Annotated in this window: 15 protein-coding genes and 1 pseudogene; 5 read left to right on the top strand and 11 right to left on the bottom strand. The window is 70.6% G+C overall.

Translation table 11 applies throughout. The annotated features are described in order from the left end of the window. The first annotated feature begins 1,078 nt into the window (after positions 1-1,078). The 4 genes and pseudogenes from J2S46_RS00950 to J2S46_RS00935 form a co-directional block, all read left to right on the top strand. Complete coding sequence (locus tag J2S46_RS00950) at positions 1,079-1,831, top strand: LysM peptidoglycan-binding domain-containing protein (protein ID WP_191294145.1); 753 nt, start codon at positions 1,079-1,081, stop codon at positions 1,829-1,831. Between the two features lie 730 nt (positions 1,832-2,561). Next, positions 2,562-2,813, top strand: a complete 252-nt coding sequence (locus J2S46_RS00945; protein ID WP_191294146.1) for a hypothetical protein — start codon at positions 2,562-2,564, stop codon at positions 2,811-2,813. Between the two features lie 81 nt (positions 2,814-2,894). Continuing rightward, entirely contained in the window at positions 2,895-3,449 is a 555-nt protein-coding gene (locus J2S46_RS00940; RefSeq protein WP_191294147.1) for a PH domain-containing protein, read from the top strand. Positions 3,450-3,496: 47 nt separating this feature from the next. Beyond that, positions 3,497-3,889: pseudogene (locus J2S46_RS00935) on the top strand (transposase); the annotation flags it as partial. Positions 3,890-4,066: 177 nt separating this feature from the next. Here J2S46_RS00935 and J2S46_RS00930 read toward each other — a convergent pair. The 11 genes from J2S46_RS00930 to J2S46_RS00880 form a co-directional block, all read right to left on the bottom strand. After that, complete coding sequence (locus J2S46_RS00930) at positions 4,067-6,835, bottom strand: family 20 glycosylhydrolase (RefSeq protein ID WP_268255739.1); 2,769 nt, start codon at positions 6,833-6,835, stop codon at positions 4,067-4,069. A 271-nt stretch (positions 6,836-7,106) separates the two neighbouring features. Then, positions 7,107-10,136: a hypothetical protein gene (locus J2S46_RS00925; RefSeq protein WP_307348216.1), complete on the bottom strand. Its 3,030-nt coding sequence runs from the start codon at positions 10,134-10,136 to the stop codon at positions 7,107-7,109. A 648-nt stretch (positions 10,137-10,784) separates the two neighbouring features. Next, on the bottom strand, positions 10,785-11,651 hold the full coding sequence (locus J2S46_RS00920; protein ID WP_191294150.1) for an amidohydrolase family protein: 867 nt from the start codon (positions 11,649-11,651) through the stop codon (positions 10,785-10,787). Next, on the bottom strand, positions 11,648-11,959 hold the full coding sequence (locus tag J2S46_RS00915) for an L-rhamnose mutarotase (protein ID WP_191294151.1): 312 nt from the start codon (positions 11,957-11,959) through the stop codon (positions 11,648-11,650). The genes J2S46_RS00920 and J2S46_RS00915 overlap by 4 nt, the downstream gene beginning before the upstream one ends. 121 nt (positions 11,960-12,080) lie before the next feature. Continuing rightward, positions 12,081-12,728 carry a LutC/YkgG family protein gene (locus J2S46_RS00910; protein WP_191294152.1) on the bottom strand — a complete coding sequence of 216 codons (648 nt, stop codon included), beginning with the start codon at positions 12,726-12,728 and terminating at the stop codon, positions 12,081-12,083. After that, positions 12,725-14,182, bottom strand: coding sequence for a LutB/LldF family L-lactate oxidation iron-sulfur protein (locus J2S46_RS00905; protein WP_191294153.1), 1,458 nt, complete (start codon positions 14,180-14,182; stop codon positions 12,725-12,727). Before J2S46_RS00905 ends, J2S46_RS00910 begins: the two co-directional genes overlap by 4 nt. Continuing rightward, the gene (locus J2S46_RS00900) at positions 14,179-14,919 is read right to left on the bottom strand and encodes a (Fe-S)-binding protein (protein ID WP_191294154.1); all 741 of its coding nucleotides are present in this window, start codon (positions 14,917-14,919) and stop codon (positions 14,179-14,181) included. The genes J2S46_RS00905 and J2S46_RS00900 overlap by 4 nt, the downstream gene beginning before the upstream one ends. Continuing rightward, entirely contained in the window at positions 14,919-15,911 is a 993-nt protein-coding gene (locus J2S46_RS00895; protein ID WP_191294155.1) for an aldo/keto reductase, read from the bottom strand. Before J2S46_RS00895 ends, J2S46_RS00900 begins: the two co-directional genes overlap by 1 nt. 10 nt (positions 15,912-15,921) lie before the next feature. Continuing rightward, the gene (locus tag J2S46_RS00890) at positions 15,922-16,680 is read right to left on the bottom strand and encodes an SDR family NAD(P)-dependent oxidoreductase (RefSeq protein WP_191294156.1); all 759 of its coding nucleotides are present in this window, start codon (positions 16,678-16,680) and stop codon (positions 15,922-15,924) included. Further along, positions 16,677-18,023, bottom strand: a complete 1,347-nt coding sequence (locus J2S46_RS00885; RefSeq protein WP_191294157.1) for an L-fuconate dehydratase — start codon at positions 18,021-18,023, stop codon at positions 16,677-16,679. The genes J2S46_RS00890 and J2S46_RS00885 overlap by 4 nt, the downstream gene beginning before the upstream one ends. 27 nt (positions 18,024-18,050) lie before the next feature. Beyond that, entirely contained in the window at positions 18,051-18,902 is an 852-nt protein-coding gene (locus J2S46_RS00880) for a fumarylacetoacetate hydrolase family protein (protein ID WP_191294158.1), read from the bottom strand. 554 nt (positions 18,903-19,456) lie between these two features. Between J2S46_RS00880 and J2S46_RS00875 the strand changes: the two genes are divergently transcribed. Then, the gene (locus tag J2S46_RS00875) at positions 19,457-20,503 is read left to right on the top strand and encodes a sugar ABC transporter substrate-binding protein (protein WP_191294159.1); all 1,047 of its coding nucleotides are present in this window, start codon (positions 19,457-19,459) and stop codon (positions 20,501-20,503) included. Positions 20,504-20,562 lie beyond the last annotated feature (59 nt).

The following is a 20,562-nucleotide window of genomic DNA, read 5'->3' as shown; positions in this document are numbered from 1 at the left end:
GCGCGGCGTGCGCGGTCGCCTTCGTCGACATCCTGCACGCGGCGCAGGAGAACGGTGCCGGGGGCGCGACCGTCGGAGGCGCCCGCCGGGTGAGGGCCGTGAACGCGGGCGGTCGCGGCCCCCTTGCCTGCGGTGGTCGCAGTGCGCGGACTGCTGGGGCCGCGGCGGCCGACTCCCTCGGAGGTACCGGCGGGCGTACCCGGCGGGCCGACAATGCGGCTGACGGAGCATCGGGGCGGGGTCCCGTGGGGGCTCGGGACGAGGCGCCGCGGGGACGTTCCTGCGGTTCACGGGTCTGACGATGATCGACCCGACGACGGGACTGCACCTCGCCCCTCCGGGGACGGGAGGGGGCGGCCCGGGTGGTGCGGCGGCGGTGTGGCGTTCGTGGCCAGGGTGTGCGTGGCCTCGCTGATGTGGCAGCAGTTCCCGGCGTTCGTAGGGGTGTTTGATGGGCGTGCGCCTCTCGGCGTAGGCGCGGCGATTGACCTGCTGCGCCGGGTACGGGCCGGCGGGATACTACGCTGTGCAACTGCTCCGGGCGTTATGGGTGACGGCTGTGACTGGTGCCACCAAGGCGGTCGGCGGAAGCGGGAACTCCGCAGGACATGGTGACGGATCGTCACATGGCGATCGCTCCGGGCAGAGCTCGCCGGCGGCTTTGCCGGGGCATTGGCGTGATCGGGGGCGCATTGGCGGCCCTTTCGATCACGCAAACCCCGTCAAAAGCTGACATTTCCCGCCCGATTTCTTGATCCTTACCTCTGGTAAAACCCAACTGACCTGCACTGTCAGGGAATTACTTGATTACCGACCGCAACCGCCCGTAGCTTCATGGGCGGTGCAACGAGCACCACCCGGATTCACCCCGATGCACGGCCCGCAGCCGATCCCCGGTGCGAGGGCCGTGCCCGTAGACCGGCCAAGCTCGAAGGGCGGGCCGGCGGTAAGCGGGGATACCGGGGCGGCACGGCACGTCGGACACGTGCCCGCCGCCCGTCGAGTGAGGTGAGCGAAACCTGGGCCCCGCCGGGGCCTGGTTCCGCATGCCTGCCTGGGGCTTGTCGAGAGGATGTTCATGACCGTCGGTCACGAGACCACCGCTGCCACCACCTCCACCAAGGCCACCACCAAGCGCAACCGAGTCTGCGTAGCCGTTGTGGCCGGCGCTGCCGTCGCCGCGCTGCCGGTGGCCGGACTCGTCGCGGCCCCCCCGGCCTCGGCCGCCTCCACCTCGACCTGGGACGCCGTTGCCCAGTGCGAGAGCGGCGGCAACTGGTCGATCAACACCGGCAACGGCTTCTACGGCGGTCTGCAGTTCACCGCCGGCACCTGGCGGGCGTACGGCGGCACCGCATACGCACCGCAGGCGAACCAGGCCGGCAGGGCACAGCAGATCGCTGTCGCAGAGAAGGTGCTCGCCTCGCAGGGCCCCGGCGCCTGGCCGGTCTGCTCCAGGAAGGCCGGTCTGGCCAGGGGCGGCGCGCCGGCCCAGGCCGACACCGCCACCACGGCCAAGCCGGCCGCGCCCAAGGCCCAGGCCCCGAAAACGCAGCCGAAGTCGGCGCCCCCCAAGCCCGCCCCTGCCCCGATATCCGACCCGAGCTCCACCGGCACCACGCGATCGGGGCGGACGCCGACCCCGTCAGCCCCGGTCAACTCCCCGAGGAACGGCGCCCCCATCGGTACCTACACCGTCAAGAGCGGCGACACCCTGAGCGAGATCGCGGTCAAGTTCGGCAAGGACGTGCGGAGCCTGTACGCGGAGAACATCCGGACCATAGGCGGGGACCCGGACCTGATCTTCCCGGACCAGGTGCTGGACCTCTGACCTCCGTTCGGACCAGGGCCGGCCGCCCTTCCCAAGGACGGCCGGCTCCGGTGCGCGGACCGCGGCGCCCGGCCCCGTACATGGACCCGGGCGCGCGCCCTACGCGGCCCTCGGCACGCGACCCGGTTGCCGTATCAGGCCGGCCGGTACGACGCCCTTCTCGCCCTGAACGAGAGCCAACACCAGGAGACCCACCACCCCGAGACCCACCTCCTGCGTCTACAGCCCAGCCTCCTGGATGCGAGGACCTCGCCGAACCGGCCCGGCACCACGCCGCGGGTCACCGGCAGACTTCACCGGCCGGTGCCCTCAGGCCCGGCACAGGCCCGGCCCCGACACCTCCGAGTGAGCAAGCGATGACCGAAGTGCCCCGGGCCGGTTCGCCGCCACCGTCCGGGACAGCCTCGCCGGACCGGTCGTCGAAGTCGCCGGCGACCTCGACCACGACACCGCCCCACGCTTACGGAGGGTGCTGCGCCGTGCCCTGGCGGTGCGTCCCGCTCCGGTGATGCTGGTGGTCGACAGGCCCATTTCGCCCGCCGGCCAGCCGCTGACGTGAAGGCGGTGCGCGCCTCGGGCAATGGTGTGCGGCGCGCACCACCTGCCGATCCTCCCAGACCGCCCGCCGGCGAGCCGCGGCCAGTACCGGCCCCGTACCCACCGCCGTACCCGGGCGGGGGACAGAGTCCGGCCGGGCGCGCACCGCGACCGACCGGTAAGGGGGCGTGGCATGTTCAACCGCAAGCGGTCCGGCCGCTGGACGGACTCGACCACCTGGGCGGTGTTCCTGACCGTCGGGACCGGCCTCCTGGCCTTCACCCCCGGCTCCCTCGCCCGCCACATCATCACCGGAGCCATGTTCGCGATCGCGGTCACGGGCCTGCTCGCCGACGTCGTGGGCCGGATCCTGCTGCGCCGGGCGGCGCGGGCCGGGAGCATGAAGGGCCGCCACAGCGTGACGGACCACGGCCTCCGCTCCTGAGCCGACCGCGTCGCCGGCTTGCTGCGACGACGGCCGGGCCGCTTGCCCGCGCACCGGCGCGACCACACCGACCGAGGGGCCATGAACGTCTACAGGAACCCCCACTACCGCCTCGCCGGTGTCGTGCTCGCGGTGATCGGCATCGTTTTGGCGGTGTCCGACCGGTCGGTCATCGCCCGATTCCCCGACCGGGACTCCACCTGGCGCATCGCCCTGTACACCGCGATGCTCGCCGGGGGTATCAGGGTCCTCACGATGCGGGTGGTGGCGACCGCCGACACGCTGACCGTCCGGAACCTGCTGCGCACCCACGTCCTGCCGTGGGAGGCGGTAGCCGGCTTCGCCCTGGAGAGCAGTCTGGTCGTGGAACTGAAGGACGGACGCCGCATCGGCTGCTCCGCGGTCCCGCCGACCGGACTTGACCGCATGACCGGCCGCAAGGGCTACGCCGGCACTGAGTCGCCCCGACCGGCCCCGCGGCGCGGCTGCGGCCAGGGGGCCGGTCGGGGCGGTGGGGCCGGGGCCCGGCGGGACGCCGGCGTTGCCGGAGCCGGTGGCCCGCAGGGTGCTGTCGGTGGTGGTCCGCCATGCCTGCGACGCGCAGGACGGCCGGCTGCTCCTGGATGCCCTGGGTGAGAAGCGTTGTCTTCCGAGAGTGACGGGCACGTTTCCGCTGGTCAGGCATGGTGTCGATGTCTTGGTGGCAGAGACGGGGGTGTGGTGTCGTCTCTTCGCGGAGGTGCCGGATGCCATCGGTGATGGGGTTGCTGGAGGAGCGCGAGCGTGCTGCCCGGCAGCGGGTGGAGGTTCTGCAGACCGAGTTGCAGGAGGCGGAGGCCATGCGGGAGCGGCTCGTGATCGCCCGTCAGACGGTGGCCGAAGTCCTGGCAGATCCGCGTGCAGGCGTGAAGATCGGCTCCGGGTCGGTCACGTCGAAGCCGGTCTACGTGGCCGTCGGCGTGGACATGGACGGCCGCAAGGACGTCCTGGGCCTGTGGGTGGGAGCCGAGGGCGAAGGTGCCACCACGTGGATGGACGTGCTTTCCGGCCTGCTCCGACGGGAAGTGACCACGGTTGCGGGTCGCCTTCCGAAGCCGGGAGTTGATCGACTCCACCATGTCCGTGGAGCAGACGAAAGCGCATCTCTCAGTGCTGGTGGCGGTCAGGGTCGAAGACCGTACAGACCCGGCGCGCGGACGAGCGGGGTGCCGTGACCGGCACCCCGCTCTTTGATCACGCTGTGCCCGGCTCGGTCACGGTGCCGGCGTCAGGGTGAGGGCGAAGGCGTGCATCGACGGGGTGGACGGTGCGGCCTGGGCCGTGGTGGGCAGCTTGATCGAGGCCAGGGCCCTCTGCGGGTCGGGGGTGAGGGAGACGGTGTACATCGACACGCTGCTGTTGTCCGTTCCGCCGGTGGGCGTGTAGCGCTTCGGAGCGGTGAGTTGGCCGTTCGCCGCGTACCAGTCGGCCGCGCTGAGGGGCGCGGTACCGGTGGTTCCGTCGGTGTAGGTGAAGGTCACCGTACCCGAGGTCGCCCCGTAGCTGGAGGCGACCAGCAGTCGGGCGTTGGAGTAGCGGCGTTGCGCCGTGGTGATGGTCTGTCCGAGGGCGACGACGTTGTTGTTGCGGCCGGCCGCGGTGTCGGGGAAGAGGAACGGGGTGCCTGCCACGGTGGTGAGGCCGGGCTGCGGCAGGGCGTCGGCGGGGTAGGTGTAGCCGGAGCCGTCGAAGTTCCCGTCGTGGGCCCCGGCAGGGGAGATGCCGTCGTTGTTGACGTACGCGGTCAGCGGGACCTGGACGGGGGCCAGGTACTGGGCGGTGACCTGGGCCGCGGTCAGGGCCTGGTCGTAGATCGCCATGGTGTCGAGGTCGCCGACGAGCGTGGTTCTGTTGCTCTCGCCGACCGCCTGCATCGGGAGCGGGATGGAGACGGCCAGCTGGCCGACCTGCTGCCCGTTGGCGTAGAGCGTGGTGGTGCCGGGCGTCGCGACGAAGGTGAGCTGCACCCACTGGTTGAGCGGCGCGGTGTAGTTGAACGAGTAGTCCCCGACCCCGAAGCGGGTGAGGCCGACCTTCGCCTGCGTGCCGAACTGCTGGAGTTTGATCGCCCCCGCCGTGGACGACAGCAGTGCGGCGTCCGACTGCGTACCCGTGGGGCGCACCCAGACGGAGTACGTCCAGGGCTCGGCGATGTCCACGCCGCCCAGACCGATGCCGTCGCCTGATCCGCTGAAGTGGGCGGCCTTGCCGCCGGCGCCGTCACTCACGAACGAGGGCGAGCTCAGGATGTAGGAGGAGCCGTGCAGGCCTCCCACGGTGTCCAGGAACGGGCGCACGTTGGGGGGCGGTGCGGCGTCGTGCCAGCCGGAGGGGTAAGGGGCCGGGTCCATCGGGTAGAGGTGGATCGGCTTACCGTTGCCCGCGCGAGTGGGGGGCGGGAACCCGATGATGCCCGGGGCGTTGCCGATGGCGCTCAGGCGGCTCTGGAACGCCGGCACGGTGTCGGTGGGGAGGGAGGTGTTCCACATGCGGTCGGCGACCATGGCGCGGGGAGTGCGGGCGAGGTCCTCGTAGAACTGGTCCTGGGCCCACATGTTGTAGTCGTCCCACAGCGAGAGCGCACCGCCGAGCGACTTCGCACTCGTGCTCGGTGCCCACTGCTGATAGATCCAGGACTGGTTCGGGTACAGCCTGTGGTAGTTGTTCGGGGTGAGGTAGAGGTTGTGCTGGTCGGCCTCGATGGTGTCGTACCCCGCCAGGGCGGCGCTGGTCGCCCCGTCGCTGTCCCACTGCATCACGATGACGTCCGTGTTGACGCTCTGCTTCGGGTGATTCATGGCCTCGAAGCCGTTGAAGATGACACTGCGGCTGCCGGGCTTCGTGGTCTTCACGTGGTCATTGACGTTGTTGATGAAGCCGGAGAGCAGGTCGCCGAGAGTGGAGTAGGTCGCGGAGTTGGCGGTGAGGTAGGACTGCACGGCGGGACAGCCGGCGAGGCCGCCCGGCACTTCGTCACCGCCGAGCTGAACGTACGGGCCGTTGAACCAGGGCAGGAAGGTGTCCAGGAGCTGCTTGGAGACCTGCAGACTGCGGGGGTTGGTCAAGTTCATGGTGAACGAGGGCGTCACCCAGCCGTACGTGTACTGCTGGCCGCAGGAGTTGGCCGAGGTCGCGCCGGATCCGTCCGCGTTGGGACCGTCGCCGAAGCCGACGTGGAAGTAGTCCGCGACCGCCGAGGCGTGCCCCGGGAACTCGAACCCGGGCATGATCGTGACATTGTTCTCAGCCGCGACCTGCTGGAACTCCTGGATCTGAGCCTGCGTATAGCTGGAAGCCGGATCCGCCAGACCGGGGAACGCGGGGCTGTTCAGCCTGAAGCCCTCGGCGTCGTCGAAGTGCATGACAAGGACGTTGCTCTTGACCCAGCCCATCTGGCGGATCAAATCCTTGACGTAGCTGGGCTGCCAGTACTTGCGGCCCATGTCGAGCATGACCACGCGCATCGGCTTCGCCGGGGTGTCCGTCGTCGAGCCGACCGGCAGGGCGGCGTGGGACGGGTCCTGACGCAGAATCTGGAGCAGAGTCCGGCCGCCGTAGTACACCCCTGCACTGGTGTTGGCGGTGATCTGGGCCGTGGCGCCGATCGCGAGCCGGTAGCCCTCCGCGCCGGCACCGGAGGTGGAGGCCAGGCTCAGGACGATGTCGCCGGGCTGTGCCTGGCTGTGGGTCACGGCGTGGGGCTGGCCGGTGACGGTGGCGAGGTCGGTGGCGAGCCCGGCTGCCATTTGGTCCACTGTCTGCTGGGTCAAACCGAGTTGGGTCTGACCGAGGGTCGATTGGCCGGCTGTGGTGCTGTCGACCACGATCCTCGAGGTCGCGGCGATCGTCATGGAGCCGGTGCCCGGCGTCCAGGAGGTGAGCCGCGGGATGGTTTGCGGTGGGGCGTCGGCGCCCTGGGCGGTGGGCGCCACCACTGTCAGGCACGCGGCGGCGGTGAGTACCGCCGCCACTACGGCAGGCATCGTTCTGCGCACAGCTTGCATCTCCATTCCATTCATGCGCGACGGGGGACGGTCCAGCGTCGCGGGGGGGTAGGGGGCATCGAAGACGTGAACCGGATCGGGTGGTCCCCGCCTTCTTCGGCATGGTGAACGGGCTTGCCTCCTGGTGAGGCCGACCAGTCGGTGCGCATGGCGGTCGAATCCGCCGGGCGGCCCTGCTGGCGCGGGTGCTTCCCGCACGAGCGGGCCCGCCGCCCGTTCCAGGTGGGCTGTCGTGGGGAGACCGGCCGGCTCAGCTGCCGTAGATGCTGAAGCCGTCGAGGGTGGCGTACTGGCCGGAGAGCTTGGTCACCACGATGGTGTGGCTGCCCGGGGTGAGGAGGCCGGAGGTGTACAGGGGGACGTTCGCGTGCCGGAGACCGTCGGTGGGCAGCGTGCTGACGGTCTGCTGCGGTCCGCCGTCGACGCTGATGCCGATGTTCCCCTGATCGGTGAACTGTTCGCCGCGGACCTGGATCTGGGTGCCGGTGAAGGTGAAGGAGGCGGTCGATCCGTTGGCGGTCGCGTAGTGGATGTCGTTCTGGTAGTCGCCGAACGTGCGGTTGCCCGCGTAGGCGAAGTTGCTGTAAGTGATTCCGGTGTTGGTGTCGTCGACCCGGGTCGCGTTGAGGATGCGGAAGCCGTCGAGGGTGGCGTACTGGCCGGAGAGCTTGGTCACCACGATGGTGTGGCTGCCCGGGGTGAGGAGGCCGGAGGTGTACAGGGGGACGTTCGCGTGCCGGAGACCGTCGGTGGGCAGCGTGCTGACGGTCTGCTGCGGTCCGCCGTCGATGCTGATGCCGATGTTCCCCTGATCGGTGAACTGTTCGCCGCGGACCTGGATCTGGGTGCCGGTGAAGGTGAAGGAGGCGGTCGATCCGTTGGCGGTCGCGTAGTGGATGTCGTTCTGGTAGTCGCCGTATCCGCGGTTGCCGGAGTAGGCGAAGTTGTTGTAGGTGATCGCAGCGTTGGTGTCGTCGACCCCGAGGGAGATCGAAGCCGCATCGGTGCCGGCTGTGACCGGCACGATCATGAAGCCGCTGGACAGCCGGGTCACGTTGCTGACCAGGGTGGAGCCGACGTACACCGGCGTGGTGGAGGTGAAGCCTTCCCCGGCGACGAGGACCTGTGTGGCGTTCGCGGTCGACGACACGTAGGAGATGCTGGGGGCGACGGTGAGGATCGGCGAGAAGGACCCGGATCCGGCGCCGGCGCCGCTCAGTACGGTGCTGGGGAGGTCGGACGGCGCGGGTGCGGCGGGGATGGTCGTGTTGCCGCCGGCGTTGGAGTCGATCGCGTTGTTGCAGTCGGCGTAGCGCTGGTAGGGGGCGGAGAAGTAGTTGCCCGTGATCCAGAAGTGGCCCGTCGGGCTGCATCCTCCCTGCGCCCACTGGCCGGCGCCGAAGGCGACGTTGCCTTGCCAGTTGATCCACTCCGAGCCGGCGTCGTCGTAGTAGGTGAAGTTGACCGCGGGGGAGTTGTAGGCGATGTTGCCGGTGACCTGCAGGCCCTTGGCCAGGGTCTTGACCTTGTCGATCGTGGTCCCGTCGGCCTGGTACACGTACTGCGCCTGGTGGCCCTCGACGTACACGGCGCCGCCGTCGTGCCGCACCGACATGTAGTCGTGGATGATGTTGTTGCTGATGGTGTTCGAGGAATTGATGTTCGTCGTGTTGTTCGGGGTGCTTGCCTGGTCGACGTGTCCCTGGATGACGCCGGCCGTGATGCCGGTGTAGGGCAGGTCGTAGAGGTTGTTGCGGGTGATGGTGGTGTTCTGGGAGAACAGGAGGGTGATGCCGCAGGCCGAGGAGTAGTCGGTGCCGATGTGGTGGATGACGTTGTCCGAGACGGTGGTGCCGGTGAGGATCTCGTTGGTGCCGATCGTGTCGCCGCTCACGGCGCCCGCGTTCGGGGTGCAGTTCTGCTTGATCCCGGCTGCGTGGGACGGGTCGGTCGGGGTCGGGTCGTAGGTGCAGCCGAGGAGGATCGCCGTCGAGGCGATGTCGGTGAACTCGTTCCCCTGGATGAGGAGGTTGGCCGACCCGTACATCACGCTCAGTCCGGCGCCGCCGAGTTCGGCGAACCGGTTTCCTGTGATGCTGATGTTCTTCGACGCGGTGAACGAGACGTTCGCCAGCGGCTGGGTCAGCGCCCCGAAGGGGCAGGTTCCGGCGGGAGTGGAGAAGGTGCACAGCCCCTGGTTGTTGCTGCCGGTGATGCGCAGATTGCTCTGTACATCGGCGAATCCGGCTGCTGCGGAGGGGGCGTTCCAGGTCGCGTAGGAGAACTGCAGCCCGCTGAAGGTCACGTCGTGCAACGGGGCGGCGAGGGTACCGGCGCCCTGGAGCAGCGATTCGAGACGCGGGAGCTCGACGTCCAGGCCGGCGACCTGCTGTCCGGCCTTCGGCTGGTAATACAGCTTGTTGCCGGCCGTGTCCAGGAACCACTGCCCGGAGTGAAGCAGGCCCTGCGCGTTCTGGATGAGCGTGGGCATCGTGCTGGTGGGCATGGACGGTAGACCGCCGCTGCCTTGGGCGAAGGGCGCCCTCGCCGTCACGTTGCCCCAGCACGGCTGACTCATCGTCAGTGTTCCGCTCGCCGCCGAGAAGCCTGCGACTCGGCACCGCGACTCGGTCCACGGTCCGTTGCCGGCCGGGTAGTCGAACTCCACGGCCGCGACCTGGCTCGCGGTGAGGCCGCCGAACCAGGTCATGGCCGTAGTGTCGCCGGAGATCGTGTAACCCGATGAGGATCCCTGCCAGGAGCCCGTGAAGCCCAGGTCCGCGGGGGAGGCCGTGGCCACGGGGGTCTGCTGACCGTCGATGTAGAGCTGTCGACTGTTGCTTCCGGCCGGAACGGAGGCGGACCACACCTCGCTGGAGCCGACCTGCGTCCACCCGGTGATCTGGGAGGCCCCCGAGATCACCGGTCGTGCACCCGGCGCGGCCTTCCAGACGACGGGATGGCCGGCGGAGCCGGAGTCTGCGGCGCCGAAGGACCAGGTGGTCGACGGCCGGTACGTCCCGTTGCTGAGCAGTACGGTGACGTCGGTGGAGCTGTCCGCGGCGAGCAGCGATCGGACCGCACCCTGTGCACCCTGCAGTGAACACGGTGACGACGCCGAACACGTCGAGCCGGCGCCGGACGGAGAGGCGTAGAGCGTCGCGGTCGACGCGGCGGCGGCGGAGGGGAACGCGGGCAGCGTCAACGCCGCTGCCAGGATCAACCCGGCCGATCCCGTACGGCGGAGCAGTCTGCTTTTGATCCATTCATGTTTGGACATGGGGGCCTCTTCGGACGTGGGGGACTACCTGCCTCGAGGGTGGGGACAGGCTTTGTCGCGGAGGGTGGGAGAGGGAATCGTCCGTGCTCCCCGGCCTTGGGTGGCCAGGGGAGAACCGAGGACGATGTCCTGCGGTTGCCGGTCCACCCTTCGAGCGGATCGGTCGGGCGAGTCGGGCGGCCGCGAGTGGCTGACAAGCACCGACTCGACTCTCACCGCCTCGACATCCGATGTTTGTGAATAATGAGTCTCCGCCCTCCTCGTGTCAAGACTCTGGCCGTGACGGAATGCGGCGCGCGTCCGGGAGTCGTGCGGAAGGGTCCTCGCTCGTAGGTCACCACGTTGCCCGGTGTACTCAAGGGGCGACTCAGGTCGGCCGTACAAGCACCTATGGCTATGCGCGGGCAGGTGGCGATCGTCCGACGAGCCGTAGGGCCGCCGCTGCTTTGCCAGGAGGGTCTGCACATACCCGCTCCCGGCGGCCGAAGAAGTGCAGCCTCGTCTCCCGGTCGGCGATCCGCCCTAACATCCGATGTATTCACAGGATCGCCTAGGACTAGGACGGTGTGCCGGCTGGCTCGCCGATCCGCGGGAGCCGGCAGGCACTCTCGGGCCTGTCCGTTCGCGGCCGGCCGTCCTGCCGCGGATTCAGTGCGTCTGCAGGGCCGGGCCGTACGCCGCCGCCGCCGTGCCGGCGAACACTGCGTGCTGTTCGGCGGAGCTCAGGCCCCCGGTGAGGGCGCGGGCGGTGTCCATCACCTCGCCGTAGGTGGCGGCAAGGGTACAGACCGGCCAGTCCGAGCCGAACATCAGCCGCTCTGGTCCGAAGGCCGACAGCGCGGTGTCCATGTACACGCTCAGGTCGGCGGGGCGTCGGCGTTGCCAGTCGGCCTCGGTGACCAGACCGGAGAGCTTGCAGAAGGTGTTGGCCCGGGCGGCCAGGGCGCGGATCGCGGTCGCCCAGGGTTCGGTGCGGCCGGTGGCCACGGGAGGTTTGGCGAGGTGGTCGAGGACCAGGGTCAAGGCCGGCAGCCGGGTGGCGGCCTCGGTGGCGGCGGGCAGCTGGTGCGGGAGGACCAGCAAATCGTAGGCGAGTCCCGCGTCCGCCACCGCGGCAAGGCCGCGCAGCACGTCGGGGCGCAGCAGCCACTCGGGGTCGGGTTCGGACTGGACCTGGTGCCGCAGACCCACCAGCTTGTGGCCGCCCGGCAGTTCCCGCAGGCGTCCGATGCTGTCGGCGATGCCGGGGTCGGTGAGGTCACTCCAGCCGACGACGCCGGCGACCAGGTCGTCGTCGGCGGCGAGGGCCAGCATCTCGGGCGTCTCGGGGGCGACGCAGACGGTCTGCACCAGGACGGTCGCGGTGACGCCGGCCCGGCGGGCGAGCGGGCGCAGGTCGGCGAGCGAGAAGTCGCGGCGGATCGGGGCGAGTGCCTCGCCGGTGATCCAGTCCTGGTCGCGGACGGCGAGGTCCCACAGGTGGTGGTGCGCGTCGATGACGCCGGGGCGGGTCACAGCTCCCACACCACCGGGAGGCCCGCCGTGGCACCGTCGGCGGAGTAGTCGTGGACGACGTCCAGGAGTTCGGCCATCCGGGCCTGCCAGGCGATGTTCACCGGCAGCCCTTCCAGCCCGGCGAGCAGGAGGGAGTAGTCGGCGCACTCGACCAGGTGGAACAGCTCGGTGCCGCTACGCCAGATGGTCCACTCGGTGGCGCCGGCGGCGCGGATGGCGTCGGCGAGTTCGGCGGGGACCTCGCGGTGGGCCTGCTCGTAGTCGGCGATCCGGTCGGCGTGGACGCGGGTGTGCAGGGCGATCCTCATGCGGACTCCAAGGGCTGTCGGGCCGCTCCTCGAAGGGGCCGGAGCCGGGTCGGGTTCGGGTCGGGTTCGGGGGGCGTCCCGGCTCCGTGCGTTGTCGGGTGCGGCCGCCGGGTCGGACCGGTCAGAGGTCGTCGACGATGACGATGTCGAGGGTGCGGGGGCCGTGGACGCCTTCGACGCGGTCGAGTTCGATGTCGCTGGTGGCGGAGGGGCCGGAGATGAAGGTGAGCGGCCGGGTGGGGTCGAGCGCGGCGAGGGCGTCGGGGACGTCAGGGACGATCTGCGAGGCGCGGACGACGCACAGGTGGTGGTCGGGGACGAGGGTGAGTGCGCGGCGCCCCTGGCCGGGGCCGGTGTCGAGGACGAGGGTACCGGTGAAGGCGATGGCGACGGCCGCGGTGGTGAGCGCGCTGTCGAGGGTGTCCAGTGCGGCGACGGTCAGGGGCGGCCGGTCGGAGATCCAGCCGGGGTCGGAGGGCTGGGGGCGGTCGGGCAGCCAGGCGGGCGGGAAGCCGTCCGGGACGACGACCTTGGCGGCGCCGCGGGCGGCGAGGGTCGCCTGGACGGTGTCGGCGACGGCTTCCGGCGCGCAGCGGATCACGGTGGCGCGGTAGTCGGCCGCGCGTTCGTCGAATAGCTCGATGAGGTCGCAGTCGGCGTGGCTGCGGCGGTAGCCGCGCGGCACGGGGACGTTCTCGGGGGTCTCCTCGGCGGGGACGTCCGCGAGCGCGGCGCGGATCCGGGCGAGGACGGTGTCGCGGGTGGTCATGGCTGCTTCCGGTTGTTGCGCCACCAGGTGCGGAAGGTCTCTGCCGGTGGCTGGGGGGTGTCGCGGCTGTCCGTCCAGCCGCGCAACGGGCCGGGGAGCCGGCCGATGCGGCCGTTGCGGGCGAGCAGCCGGCCCCCGAGTGCGGCGGCCCTCTGGGCGGCGGCGAGCCGGCCCGGTGAGGCGAGCACCGCGGCGGCGGCCTTCATGGCGAGGGCCTCGGGGGTGGGAAGTCTCCGGTCGCGGGCCTTGGCCTCGACGACCTCGGCCCGCAGGTGGGCGAGCACTTCCGGGATGTTGATCTTGACGGGGCAGGCGTCGTAGCAGGCGCCGCACAGGGTGGAGGCGAACGGCAGCGAGGCCGCGTGTTGGGCGCCGACCAGCTGGGGGGTGAGGACGGCGCCGATCGGGCCGGGGTAGACGGAGCCGTAGGCGTGGCCGCCGGTGCGCTCGTACACCGGGCACACGTTCAGGCACGCCGAGCAGCGGATGCAGGCCAGGGCCTGGCGGCCGACGGTGTCGCGCAGGGTGGCGGTGCGGCCGTTGTCGAGCAGGACGAGGTGGAAGTCGCGCGGTCCGTCGCCCGGAGTCGTCCCGGTCCACATGGAGGTGTACGGGTTCATCCGCTCGCCGGTGGAGGACCGCGGCAGCAGCTGGAGGAAGACCTCCAGGTCGGCGAAGGTCGGGACGACCTTCTCGATGCCCATCACGGTGATCAGTGTCGCGGGCAGGGTCAGGCACATGCGCCCGTTGCCCTCGGATTCCACGACGACGACGGTGCCGGTGTCGGCGCAGGCGAAGTTGGCTCCGGAGACGGCGACCTTGGCACGGAGGAACTTCTCCCGCAGGTGCAGGCGGGCCGCGTCGGCGAGGGCGCGCGGGTCGTCGCCCAGACCGTCGGGCGCGGGGCGCCCCCATCGTCCCATCTCGCGTTCGAAGATCTCGCGGATCTCCGCGCGGCTCCGGTGGATGGCGGGCACCAGGATGTGCGAGGGGCGGTCATCGCCGAGCTGCACGATCAGTTCCGCCAGGTCCGTCTCGTAGGCGGTGATCCCGGCCTCCGCGAGGGCCTCGTTGAGGCCGATCTCCTGGGTGGCCATCGACTTGACCTTCACCACCTCGCGTTCCCCGGCGGCGTGGACGAGGTCGGCGACGATCCGGTTGGCCTCGGTGGCGTCGGCGGCCCAGTGCACGGTGCCGCCCGCTGCGGTGACCGAGGCCTCCAGCCGCTCCAGGTGGTGGTCGAGGTGGCGCAGGGTGCGGGTCTTGAGCGCGGCTCCGGCGTCGCGCAGTTGCTCCCAGTCGTCGAGCTCCGCGACCGCCTCCAGGCGCTTGTCGCGGATGGTGGTGGTGGCGCGTTTGAGGTTGGCGCGCAGCCGGGTGTCGGCGAGGGCGGTGCGGGCGGCCTGGGGGAAGGCGGGGGTGCCGAGCCAGACCAGGCCGTGGTCGTCCTTCATCGCGGATCCCCTTCGGTGGCGGCGAGGATCTCGGCGAGGTGCAGGGTGCGGACGTCGGAGCCCTGCTGGGACAGGCCGCCGCCGATCTGCAGCAGGCAGGAGTTGTCGGCGGCGCAGAGTACGTCGGGGGCGGTGGCGGTGACGTCGGCGGTTTTGTCGGCGAGTATCGCGGCGGAGGTGTCGGCGTTCTTCATGGCGAAGGTGCCGCCGAAGCCGCAGCACTCCTCGGGTGCGCGCAGGTGGAGGAGTTCGAGGCCGTGCACTGCGCGGAGCAGCCGCTCGGGGCGGTCGCCCAGGCGCAGGCCGCGCAAGGAATGACAGGTGGGGTGGTAGGCGACCTTGTGCGGGAAGTGGGCGCCGACGTCGGTGACGCCGAGGACGTCGGTGAGGAACTCGGTGAACTCGTGCACCTTGGGGGCCAGTTCGGCGATCTGCTGTTGGAGGGCGGGGGGCGCGTACCTTTCGGCGAGGGCGGGGTGGTTGTCGCGGACCATGCCGGCGCAGGAGGCGGAGGGGGTGACCACGGCGTCGTACTCGGCGAAGGTGTCGGCGAAGCGTCGCACCAGCGGCAGGGCCGCGCTGCGGTAGCCGGTGTTGAAGTGCATCTGCCCGCAGCAGGTCTGTTCCTGGGGGAAGTCGACGCAATGGCCGAGTCGTTCCAGGACCCGCACCACGGCGCGTCCGGTGCTGGGGTAGAGGGTGTCGTTGAAGCAGGTGACGAACAGGGCGATCCGCATCAGTGATCACCTTCTGGGGTGGGGACGTGGCCGGGAAGCAGGCCTTGCGCGCGCAGGTCGGCCCAGACCGCGTCGGGGACGGGCCGGGTCGCTTGCTCGGCGGCGTCGGTGATCTCGCCGGCGGTGCGGGCGCCGATCAGGACGCTGGTCACCGCCGGGTGCGCGAGCGCGAACCGCACCGCCGCCGCCCGCAGCGGCACGCCGTGGCGGACACAGACCTCTTGCATCCGCAGCGCACGCGCCACCAGCGGGGCCGGGGCGGTGGTGTAGTCGAAGGTGGCGTCCGGGCGCGGGTCGGCGAGCAGGCCGGAGTTGAACACCCCGCCGACCACCACCGACACGTCGGACTCGGTGGCCGTCGGGAGCAGATCCTCCAGTGCGGTCTGGTCGAGCAGCGTGTAGCGGCCCGCGAGCAGGACGACGTCCACGTCGGTCTCACGAACGAAGCGGGCCAGGGGTGCGCAGTGGTTCATCCCCGCGCCGATCGCGCCGACCAGGCCCTCGGAGCGCAGTTGCTCCAGTGCCGGGTACGCCTCCTCCAGGGCCTGCTCCAGGTGGTCGTCCGGGTCGTGCAGGTAGACCGTGTCGATGCGGTCGACCCCCAGCCGGGCAAGGCTTTCCTCCAGGCTGCGACGTACGCCGTCCGCGGTGAAGTCCCAGCGGCGCACGTGGGTCGCGGGGACCGCGAAGCCGTTCACCAGGTCGGATCCGATGGGGCCCCGGGCCGGGTCCAGAATCCGGCCGACCTTGGTGGAGAGGTGGAAGGCGCTCCGGGGCCGGTCCTCAAGGAAGCGGCCGAGCCGTCGTTCGGACAGTCCGAGACCGTAGTGCGGGGCGGTGTCGAAGGAGCGGATGCCCGCCGCCCAGGCCGCGGCCAGGGCGCCGTCTGCCTCTTCGTCCCCCACCGGGGTGAGCAGGTTGCCGATGCCGGCGGCGCCGAAGGCGAGCCGGGTGAGGGCGGGGCCGGCATGTCCGAGCGGGAGCCTTTCCATCACCGGATCCTCACTGCCCGGCCGGGCGGATGCGCAGGCCGGCCATGCCACCGTCGACCGCGAGGGTGGTACCGGTGACCGAGGCGGCGTCGGGGCTCGCGAGGTAGGCGACGGCGGCGGCGACCTCGTGGGGGGTGACCAGGCGTCCGATGGGCTGGCGGGCGTTCAGTGCGGCGCGCTCGGCCGCCGGGTCGGCGGCGGAGTCCAGCAGCCGGCCCACCCACGGGGTGTCGACCGTGGCGGGGGAGACGCAGTTGACCCGTACGCCCTCGCCGACGTGGTCGGCGGCCATCGCCAGGGTCAGCGACAGTACGGCGCCCTTGCTCGCGGAGTAGAGCGCCCGCTGGGGCAGGCCCGCCGTCGCGGCGATCGAGCAGACGTTGATCACCGAGGCGTGCGCCGACCGGCGCAAATGCGGCAGCGCCGCCCGGGTCACCCGCACCAGTCCCAGCACGTTCACCTCCAGTACGCGCCGCCACTGCTCGTCCGGGTTGTCCTCCACCGTCCCCACCGCGCCGACACCGGCATTGTTCACCAGGATGTCGAGTCCGCCCAGCCGGTCCGCCGCGGCGGCCACCGCCGTCCGTACCGAGGGATCGTCCGCCAGGTCCGCGGTGAACCCCGGCAGCGGTTCCGGCAGCGTGTCGACGTTCAGGTCGAGGACGGCGACCCGGGCGCCGTGTTCGGCGAGCAGGTGCGCGGTGGTCAGGCCGATGCCGGAGGCACCGCCGGTGACGAGGGCGCGCAGACCGCGCAGGGTGCTGGTCATGAGGCGGTCTCCGGTCGCGGGTCGGGGATACGGTCGGCGGTCCAGAAGGCGCCGTCCGGGTAGCGGTAGGTGTTGATGGACGCCGGGTACATCGTCGATGAGAAGCCGGGCTCGGCAGGTGCGGTGTAGTGCCCGTCCTCGACTGTGGCGGGATTCACGAAGTGCTGGTGGAGGTGGTCGACGTACTCGATGACCCGGTCCTCGGTGGTGCCGGAGAGCGCCACGTAGTCGAACATGGACAGGTGCTGGACCAGTTCGCACAGGCCGACGCCGCCGGCGTGCGGGCAGACCGGCACGCCGTACTTGGCGGCGAGCAACAGAATGGCGAGGTTCTCGTTGACGCCGCCCACGCGGGCGGCGTCCAGCTGGAGGACATCGATCGCGTCGGCCTGGAGCAGCTGCTTGAAGACGATGCGGTTCTGGACGTGTTCGCCGGTGGCGACCTTGACCGGGGCTACGGCGGCCCGGATCGTGGCGTGGCCGAGGATGTCGTCGGGGCTGGTGGGCTCCTCGATCCAGTACGGGTCGAACTCGGCCAGGGCCTTGGTCCACTCGATCGCCTCGCCGATGTTCCAGCGCTGGTTGGCGTCGACGGCCATCCGGATGCCCGGGCCGACTGCGGCGCGGGCGGCCCGGCAGCGCCGGACGTCGTCGTGGAGGTCGGCGCCGACCTTCAGCTTGATCTGGGTGAAGCCGTCGGCGACGGCCTGCCGGGCGAGGCGGGTGAGCTTCTCGTCGCTGTAGCCGAGCCAGCCGGGGGAGGTGGTGTAGCCGGGGTAGCCGCGCCGGCGCAGTTCCGCCGCCCGTTCAGTGCGGCCGGGCCGGGCGGCGCGCAGCAGTGCCAGGGCCTCCTCGGGGGTGAGGGCGTCGGCGATGTACCGGAAGTCGACCTGGGAGACGAGCCATTCGGGTTCGGCGTCGGCGAGCAGCTGCCAGAGTGGCTTGCCCTCCCGCTTGGCGGCGAGGTCCCAGACGGCGTTGACGACGGCGCCGATGGCCATGTGCATCACGCCCTTCTCCGGTCCCAGCCAACGCAGTTGGCTGTCGCCGATGAGGGCGCGGTTGAGCGAACCAGGGTCGGCGCACAGCTCGGCGACCGGCCGGCCCACCACATGGTCGCGGAGCGCGTCGATGCCTGCGACCTGCACCTCGTTGCCCCGGCCGATGGTGAAGGTGAAACCGTGGCCTTCCAGGCCGTCCCCGGCGTCGGTGCGCAGGACGAGGTAGGCGGCGGAGTAGTCGGGATCTGGGTTCATCGCGTCAGAGCCGTCGAGCTCGCGTGACGTGGGGAAGCGGATGTCGAAGGTGTCGACGGCGGTGATCCGCGGTGTCGGCCGTGGCACGGTCGGTCCTTTCGGTAGCGGAGGGGTTCAGGCCTGGGCGAAGGTCTGGCGCTGGCGGCCGAGGCCGTCGACACTGAGTTCGACGGTGTCGCCGGGGCGCAGGTAGGGGGTGCCCGGCAGGCCGAGGGCGACGCCGGCGGGGGTGCCGGTGTTGATCACGTCGCCGGGGTTGAGCACCATGTACTGGCTGAGGTAGCGGACCAGGTGGGTCACGCCGAAGATCATGTTCTTGGTGCTGCTGCTCTGGCGGAGCTCTCCGTTGACGGACAGCCGCATAGCCAGGGCCTGCGGGTCCGTGACGTCCTCCGCCGGTGCCAGCCAGGGACCGAGCGGGTTGAAGGTCTCGCAGGACTTGCCGAGGTCCCACTGGGAGGAGAAGTCGAGCTGGAACTCCCGCTCGGAGACGTCGTTGCTGATGGTGTACCCGGCGATCACCCCGGCGGCCTCCGTCTCGTCGGCGAGGTAGCGGGCGCGGCGGCCGATCACCACCGCGAGTTCCACCTCCCAGTCCGTGCGGGTGGAGTTCCGCGGGATGAGCACCTGGTCGTAGGGCCCGACTACGGTGGCCGGATCCTTCATGAAGACCACCGGGCGGGTGGGGATCGCGGCGCCTGTCTCCTCGGCGTGGTCGCGGTAGTTGAGACCGATGCAGACGACCTTGCCGGGCCGGGCGACCGGTGCCCCGATCCGCAGCCCGGTCGTGTCGACCTCGGGCAGTACGCCCTCGTCCAGTGCGCGGCGGACTGTCTCGATGCCGCCGCCGGCCAGGAACGCGCCGTCGATGTCCGGGGTGAGACCGCGCAGATTGTAGGTGCTGCCGTCGGCGGCTCGGACTGCGGGTCTCTCGTCTCCGACGGGGCCGAAACGGAGAAGTTGCACGGCGGGGCCCTCCATCTGTGGTCGGACTCTGCCTTGCCTCGGCAAGACATCCGATGAATCTCTGAAGGCCGACCATACGAGCGGTCCCGGGCAAAGGCAAGGGCGACGGTGCGGCCAGCTGGAGTCGAAGTCCCGGAATTCCAGGGAAAGATGCTGCTCAAACGAGATGTTCGGGTGTCGGGGCGGTCGGGGCTCAGGTTACGGTTGGGATTCGTCGGAGCTGCTCCCTTGTAACGGGGGTTGGCCAGCTCGTACAGTCCACCTCATCGAGAGCCATCCGATGAATCCCTCGAGTTCCTGGCAGGTTTTCGGCAGTCCGGGGCTTCGGTCCCGCCGGCGCGGACCGGACCCCCTCCCGACACCGCCACCCGCGCCGGGAGACGGCGCCGCCCCCTCGGACCGAGGGCAGGGCGAACCGCCGTCACCGAACCGCCGCGCAACCGGCAGCGCCCCTCGCCCCTCGCCTCTCCCGCCCGTAGCCCGGGTACTCGGCTTCCCACCCTCCCTGTCGCCACCGCCGTGGCACCAGTAGCACAGCCAAGGAGACCAGCACCATGAACACTCCCATCTCCCGTACCGCGGCCGCCGCGGCCACCGTCCTCCTGCTGGCCGGGCTCGGCACCGCCTGCAACCGGGGCAGTGACAACAGCGCCGCCGCCGGTGACAGGCCGGCCATCGGTGTCGACCTGCCGCGCGCGGACTCCGACTTCTGGAACTCCTACGCCCAGTACGTGAACAAGGACGTCGCGGGCCAGGGCCTGAACGCGCTGCCGGTGAGCAACTCGCAGAACGACGTGACCAAGCTGGTCGCCAACGTCCAGGTCTTCCAGAACACCGGCGCCAAGGCCGTCGTCATGGCTCCGCAGGACACCGGCGCGATCGCCTCCACCCTCGATCAGCTGGCCGCCAAGAAGATCCCGGTGGTCAGCGTCGACACCCGCCCCGACAAGGGCCAGGTGTTCATGGTGGTCCGCGCCGACAACAAGGCCTACGGCTCCAAGGCGTGCGAGTACCTCGGAAAGCAGCTCGGTGGCAAGGGCAAGGTCGCCGAACTCCAGGGCGCGCTGGACTCCATCAACGGACGCGACCGCTCGGAGGCCTTCGCCGCCTGCATGAAGCAGCAGTTCCCCGGCATCCAGGTGATCGAGCTGGCCACCGACTGGAAGGGCGACGTGGCCTCAGCCAAGCTCCAGTCCACCCTGGCGGCCAATCCCGACCTGAACGGCGTCTACATGCAGGCCGGCGGCGTGTTCCTGCAGCCGACCCTCGCCCTGTTCCAGCAGAAGGGCCTGCTCAAGCCGGTCGGTGAGCCCGGGCACATCGCCATCGTCTCCAACGACGGCATTCCGCAGGAGTTCGAGGCGATCCGCAAGGGCCAGATCGACGCCACGGTGTCCCAGCCCGCCGACCTCTACGCCAAGTACGCCCTCTACTACGCGAACGCCGCCGCCCGGGGCAAGACCTTCAAGGCCGGCCCCACCGACCACGACTCCACCATCATCGAGCTCCCCAACGGCCTGGAGGACCAGCTGCCCGCCCCGCTGGTGACCAAGGACAACGTCGACGACACGAGCCTGTGGGGCAACAGCGTCGGCAAGTGAACCCGGCGGCGGGCCCCAGGCCCGCCGCCACGGACCACCCAGCGGAAAGGAACCTCACC

The sequence above is a fragment of the Kitasatospora herbaricolor genome, assembly GCF_030813695.1.
Taxonomy (GTDB): Bacteria; Actinomycetota; Actinomycetes; order Streptomycetales; family Streptomycetaceae; genus Kitasatospora; species Kitasatospora herbaricolor.
The sequence above is the reverse complement of the archived record's forward strand: the minus strand, read 5'-3'. Positions and strand labels throughout refer to the sequence as shown.